This window comes from Gilliamella sp. wkB108, from assembly GCF_001690195.1.
GTDB lineage: Bacteria > Pseudomonadota > Gammaproteobacteria > Enterobacterales > Orbaceae > Gilliamella > Gilliamella apicola_L.
The window spans coordinates 1-5,959 of the sequence record NZ_LZGM01000048.1; the positions used below are offsets into that span (position 1 = coordinate 1).

5 protein-coding genes are annotated in these 5,959 nt (G+C 31.9%); 4 read left to right on the top strand and 1 reads right to left on the bottom strand.

The features are described 5' to 3' along the window. Positions 1-189 precede the first annotated feature (189 nt). The 4 genes from A9G11_RS04695 (at position 190) to A9G11_RS04710 (ending at position 4,456) form a co-directional block, all read left to right on the top strand. Positions 190-834, top strand: coding sequence for a DUF7424 family protein (locus tag A9G11_RS04695; RefSeq protein ID WP_065618359.1), 645 nt, complete (start codon positions 190-192; stop codon positions 832-834). A gap of 310 nt (positions 835-1,144) precedes the next feature. Continuing rightward, positions 1,145-2,392, top strand: coding sequence for a nucleoside permease (locus tag A9G11_RS04700; protein WP_065618360.1), 1,248 nt, complete (start codon positions 1,145-1,147; stop codon positions 2,390-2,392). A 77-nt stretch (positions 2,393-2,469) separates the two neighbouring features. After that, the gene (locus A9G11_RS04705) at positions 2,470-3,504 is read left to right on the top strand and encodes an ADP-ribosylglycohydrolase family protein (RefSeq protein ID WP_065618361.1); all 1,035 of its coding nucleotides are present in this window, start codon (positions 2,470-2,472) and stop codon (positions 3,502-3,504) included. Beyond that, positions 3,482-4,456, top strand: a complete 975-nt coding sequence (locus A9G11_RS04710; RefSeq protein WP_065618362.1) for a PfkB family carbohydrate kinase — start codon at positions 3,482-3,484, stop codon at positions 4,454-4,456. The genes A9G11_RS04705 and A9G11_RS04710 overlap by 23 nt, the downstream gene beginning before the upstream one ends. Before the next feature lie 382 nt (positions 4,457-4,838). On the opposite strand, the gene A9G11_RS04715 is transcribed toward A9G11_RS04710, so the two are convergent. Beyond that, on the bottom strand, positions 4,839-5,576 hold the full coding sequence (locus A9G11_RS04715) for a GntR family transcriptional regulator (protein ID WP_065618363.1): 738 nt from the start codon (positions 5,574-5,576) through the stop codon (positions 4,839-4,841). Positions 5,577-5,959: the final 383 nt, after the last annotated feature.

Genomic DNA, 5,959 nt, shown 5'->3' on the forward strand with positions numbered 1-5,959 from the left:
TAAATATAATTAATAGGTTACTTATTGCTTTATTGAACATTAATCTTTAAGATAAATTCTTATCATCTAAAAAATTAAGCGCAAAACAGTGGATAATTTATTGAATAATAACATTACACCTTGTGTGATTTAACACTTTAGATAGGATGAAGGAATTTTTATCAAAGAAACACTAATATGGAGGTCATTATGAAAAAAATTGCAATATTATTATCTTGTTGTTTTGCATTATCTGCCTGTAAAGTTGAATTAGCCCCAAATATTAACTTAAGTGATGTAAATAGTGAAACAGCTAAAACCATGCAATCTAAATTATTTATCGAAGTTTCAGCTTGTAATGATTACAAAGATTCTAAAAAAGAATCATCAAGTTTAATTCAAGCCAAACAAGAAATCACCACGGTTTTCGCTGACGCAAAATATATTGAATGTTATCAAAAAAAAATGAATTCAAGAGCGGTTTTTGAAATACCAATTACGGTTGGTGGGAAAACTTCCATTGGTGATATTCAGATAAGAAACGCTGATTTTGGTGGTGGTATGATTATCGAAATGTCTAAAAATTTAAAAAAGAAAATCAATAAAGCCAGTAAATCAGCTCTAGGTAAATTGGTACCAAGCATCAACCTCACCATAAATAATGACTTAAATAAAGATCAAGAGATAATCGCTCATGCACTCTATTTAGATGATAAAGCTATCCCTATGAAAAAACTAACAGTAATATCTGGCGAACATCAGCTTAAATTGTCTGATGTTACTGTATCCTCTGTATTTGAGAATGGTTCAGCATTGATTTATGAAGATTTAGATAATAGAGCGCCTTTAGATTAATTGATAGTAGCCCTCTTATGAGGACTTACACCCTTTCTTATTTCAACGCTAATATTTTTATATCGCTAGCGATATTAATCAACGAATTATTGAATATAATTCGTTTTTTTACAGAAGAAAAGATTTAAATAAATATTTGATAACTACATAAAAACATGTATTATTTCTGAAAATTTTTTTGTTAACAAACATTCAGATTATGAAATCATCTAAGAAATGTTACTTAGATCACATTATTACATTTATTTTATTGCAAATATAATACCTTTATATAACCTATATATAACTATAACAAACAAATGAGGGTTATATGAATAAAACAAATATCAAACTTTCTTCCATGATGTTTCTAGAATGGTTTATTTGGGGAGCATGGTTTGTACCTTTATGGCAATTTTTAAGTCTCCATAACTTTTCTGCCTCACAAATCGGTTTATGTTATGCAAGTACAGCGATTGCAGCTATCTTCTCTCCTATAATTGTTGGATCAATTACAGACCGTTATTTTGCAGCTCAAAAAGTACTCTCAGTATTGTGTTTAGTTGGTGCATTATTTATGTATATCGCAGCCCAACAAACAACTTTTACTCTCTTTTTCCCTCTTTTGTTGTTATATACTTTAACTTATATGCCAACAATCGCGTTAACTAACACAATAGCATTTTCAAATGTCAGTGATGTTGAACGTTATTTTCCTCGCATCCGGGTATTAGGTACAATTGGTTGGATCGCATCAGGAGTTGCATGTGGTTTTTTACCTAGTTGGCTCGGTTTTGGCGATATATCCGCTTCCAATATTCCACTTATTATCACCGCGTTAAGTTCCGCATTGCTAGGCATATTTGCATTATGTTTGCCAAATACTCCGCCTAAAAGTACTGGAAAAATTAGCTTAAAAGTGATTTTAGGTTTAGATGCTATTATCTTACTTAAAGACAAAAACTTTAGAACCTTTGCTTTTTGTTCATTCTTATTTTGTATTCCATTAGCATTTTATTATACCTTTTCTAATGGTTATCTTTCTGAGATTGGAATGAAAAATGCTACTGGGTGGTTATCACTTGGTCAGGTTTCCGAAATATTATTTATGCTTTGTTTACCATTATTTATGAAACGATATGGAATAAAAAATGTTTTGCTACTCGGATTAACCACCGCTGCAATTCGTTATGGATTCTTTATCTATGGAGGCATTGATAATTACTTTATCTATAGTCTTTTATTTATTGGTATTTTACTGCACGGCGTTAGCTACGATTTCTACTTTGTCACAGCTTATGTCTATGTTGATAAAAAAGCGCCACCACAAATCCGAACAGCAGCTCAAGGTTTGATTACACTCTGCTGTCAAGGTTTCGGCAGTTTAGTGGGTTATAACCTAGGCGGCACCATGATGGAATATTTCTTTAAATATGATACGCCACAAAATGGTTTGACTTTCAATTGGGGCGGAATGTGGGGATTTGGTGCAATAATGATTGTTATCATCACTTTAATTTTCTTACTTTTCTTTAGAGAAAAACGCGATATTGAACCTATAAAAATTAACGATGAATAATATTATCAAATAATAAATTCAGACTAAAATTAAACTAATTTAAACATTTTTAATTGATTACAAAACAAGAGGATATCATGTCAATTTCGAAAGAAGATCGAATATTAGGTACGTTATATGGACAAGCGCTTGGTGACGCAATGGGAATGCCGTCAGAGTTATGGCCGAGAACTAAAGTCCAAGCCTATTTCGGTTGGATTGATACTTTTTTGCCAGGGCCTAAAGAAAATAACGCAGCTTGTTATTTCAAACAGGCCGAATTTACCGATGATACTTCAATGGCTCTTGCTTTGGCTGATGCGATTATCGAATGTAAAGGTGAAATTTCACCCACTATCATTGCTCGAAATATAATGAAATGGGCGCAAGAATTCGATGCTTTTAATAAGAATGTTCTGGGTCCAACCTCTAAAATTGCACTGAATGAAATAATGAAAGGCAGATCAATTGAATCATTGGAAAATAATGGGACAACTAATGGTGCAGCAATGCGTGTTTCACCATTAGGTTGTCTGCTAACAACTAAGAATTTGGACCATTTTATTGAGCAAATAACCTTAGCTTCAAGCCCAACCCATAAATCAGACATCGCAATTTCTGGTGCTGTAGCAATTGCATGGGCAATATCTAAAGCTATCGATAATTGTACTTGGCAACAAATTAAACTAGGCATTTCAACTGTCGCCAATATTGCTCAACAGCAAAAAATAACAACATTTAGTCCTTCTATGTCTTCACGAATTCAACTTGGGTTAGATATAGCACAAAAGCCGATTGGTATTGAATCTCGTTTATCCGATATTTATAACATTATTGGTGCAGGGACTAATACAATAGAATCTGTACCAGCTGCAATAGCTATGGTTGAAATCGCACAAACCAATCCTAATCAATGTGCAGTATTATGTGCTAATTTAGGTGGCGATACAGATACTATTGGAGCAATGGCAACGGCAATTTGCGGAGCTTTAAATGGAATAGAAAGTATCAATCCACAGTGGAAAAAACAATTAGACGAGGCTAATCAACTTGATTTTACACATTATAGTAAACACTTTTATCGATTAAGACAGCTAAAGGAGCTAACTGATGATCGCTCGACAACTGATTAGTCAAATTGATGCATTACAAACTAAAAGGCAAATCTGTGTTCTTGGTGCAGCCATTATCGATTTAGTCATGAAAGCACCCAGATTACCTCTCTCAGGTGAAGATATTTTATTGTCTCAACAAGAAAGGCATATCGGTGGATGTGCTTTTAATATTGCTTTAATGTTAAAAAGACTGGGGTTGAATTCATATAATGCTTTACCAATTGGTAATGGAGTTTGGGCAAATGAAGTTAGTCAAATGATGGGATATCATGATATTTCATCAGTATTATATAATCCTGAGGGTGATAATGGTTGGTGTCTGGCTTTAGTAGAGCCTTCTGGCGAAAGAACATTTTTAACAATTGAAGGCGTCGAAAATACATGGAATTGGCAAATACTTAATCAACTTCAAATTGAAAAAGATGCTCTAATCTATCTATCTGGTTATCAGTTAACTAGCAATACGGGGGAAACTATTCTGGATTGGTTAGAATCATTAACGACGCCTTTTACATTATTTATTGATTTTGGACCAAGAATCTCCAAGCTAGGTAAGGAAATATTAAATCGATTATTCGCTTTTAAACCTATTTTATCGGTTAATCGTCAGGAAGCTCAATTTCTTGGATTAAATACTCAATCAGAAGATCTTAAACTTTCTGTACAAAATTTTGCTAAAAAGTGGTTCGATATATATCAAACACCTATCATAGTTCGACTAGATTGTTTAGGTGCTTACTGCTATGAAAAGGAAAAACAAACATGGACCGATATATTTCCGGTTAAAGTGATTGATACGATAGGTGCTGGAGATAACCATGCTGGAGGTGTTTTGGCAGCATTATCTGCTAATTGGTCTCTTTCAGATGCTGTATTATTAGGTAACGCCGTGGCATCCTACGTAGTCGGTCAACCTGGTGCTGATTGTTCACCGACTAAAGAACAACTGATTAAACACATTAGACATTAATCTATTTATTTGTAGTACATTATTTATAATTATTTTTAAAGAAGTTATTTATTCATTACTAGGCATAACAATCCAAAAAACCAAAGGGGGGCTTTCCCCCTTTTTAATATCACTTTTTTGCAACCAATTCACAGTAATATATTTTCTCTTGAATTCAGCCTTATTCCTTCTTTAAGTTCTATCTAACAGTATAATATTCTTGTAAAAAAGTAATGAATTATTTTCTCAATAAAATAGATAATAAGTGTTAATCCATATGCTTTATATTAACTAACTTCCTTTTTAAATTCTCACTCTTTTTTTAACTAGTTATCAAAACCATAATATTATCTTAATCATTTAATTTGATAATTCATATCACAATAACACTCATAAATTATTTTTACTCTTCCGATGTAAATACATACATGTCGCTACGGCAATGATTGATACTGTATTCAATAGGATTATTATTTTCATCAAATACCTGTTGTTTTATAACCAAAACAGGAACTAACTCTTTTAATGCCATAACTTGTTTAAATTCCTCATCGGGCATACTTGCACATACCCAATTTTTAGCATGCATGGGGATAATGTTTCGACTATGAAAAAAGCTATACAGTGATAATTGAATATCGTCAATATTATCAATCAACGTCTTAGGCACAAATGATTCTTCTATCGACACCGGATAATCATCAATATAACGAATGCGTTTTAACATAAAAACATCTTCATCACTACAAATATTAAGATACTTTGCCACTTCTGGAGATGCTTTAATTAACTGTTTATTGACCCATATGGTATTAGGTTTTTGTCCGCGTATATGAATTTGTTGCGAGAATCCTTTAAGGGTTTTAAGTGAATATTCAAATGAACCTTTAACATATGTACCATAACCTCGGGTTCGCACGATAACACTCTCATTTTCTAATTGTGCTAATGCCTTTCGAATAGTAATACGTGAAATATCTAATTGTTCAGTAAACTCCCTTTCACTTGGCAAAAAATCACCTTTTTTTAAGATACCTATAGTGATTTGTTTTTTAATAATATCAACAAATTGTTGGTACAAAGGCAATTTGGTATTTTTGTCTAAATGTCTTTGTAAACAAGAAATTAAATCATTACTCATGCTGTTCTCAATACCTTTATAATACTTATTCATATTTTTGTTATTCTTCCAGCGACTTTTTACTATCAGAATAGCAGGTCTTAGATAGGTATTATCATACAGATGAAAATAAATAAAATCTATAAACACCACCATTACCATTTTTACATTAGTGATAAATTTCTATCGTGATATTACAGCGTTTTTTAAAGAAAACAGACATTGGATTTATAATTTAATATATTGATTATTAATAATTATGTTTGGCCATATTAATAACTTGTCAAACTAAAGCAAATATTCTATTGCAAATATAATAATGCTCTAAGAGTTATCTTCTTTTTTTATATATTTTAATTATAAATCGGTTTGATGAAATCACTATGATAAATTACAGCAATAGA

Coding starts and splice junctions, on each gene's coding strand:
- A9G11_RS04705 (WP_065618361.1), top strand. CDS start 2,470: ATGTCAATTTCGAAAGAAGATCGAATATTAGGTACGTTATATGGACAA.
- A9G11_RS04710 (WP_065618362.1), top strand. CDS start 3,482: ATGATCGCTCGACAACTGATTAGTCAAATTGATGCATTACAAACTAAA.
- A9G11_RS04695 (WP_065618359.1), top strand. CDS start 190: ATGAAAAAAATTGCAATATTATTATCTTGTTGTTTTGCATTATCTGCC.
- A9G11_RS04700 (WP_065618360.1), top strand. CDS start 1,145: ATGAATAAAACAAATATCAAACTTTCTTCCATGATGTTTCTAGAATGG.
- A9G11_RS04715 (WP_065618363.1), bottom strand. CDS start 5,576: ATGAGTAATGATTTAATTTCTTGTTTACAAAGACATTTAGACAAAAAT.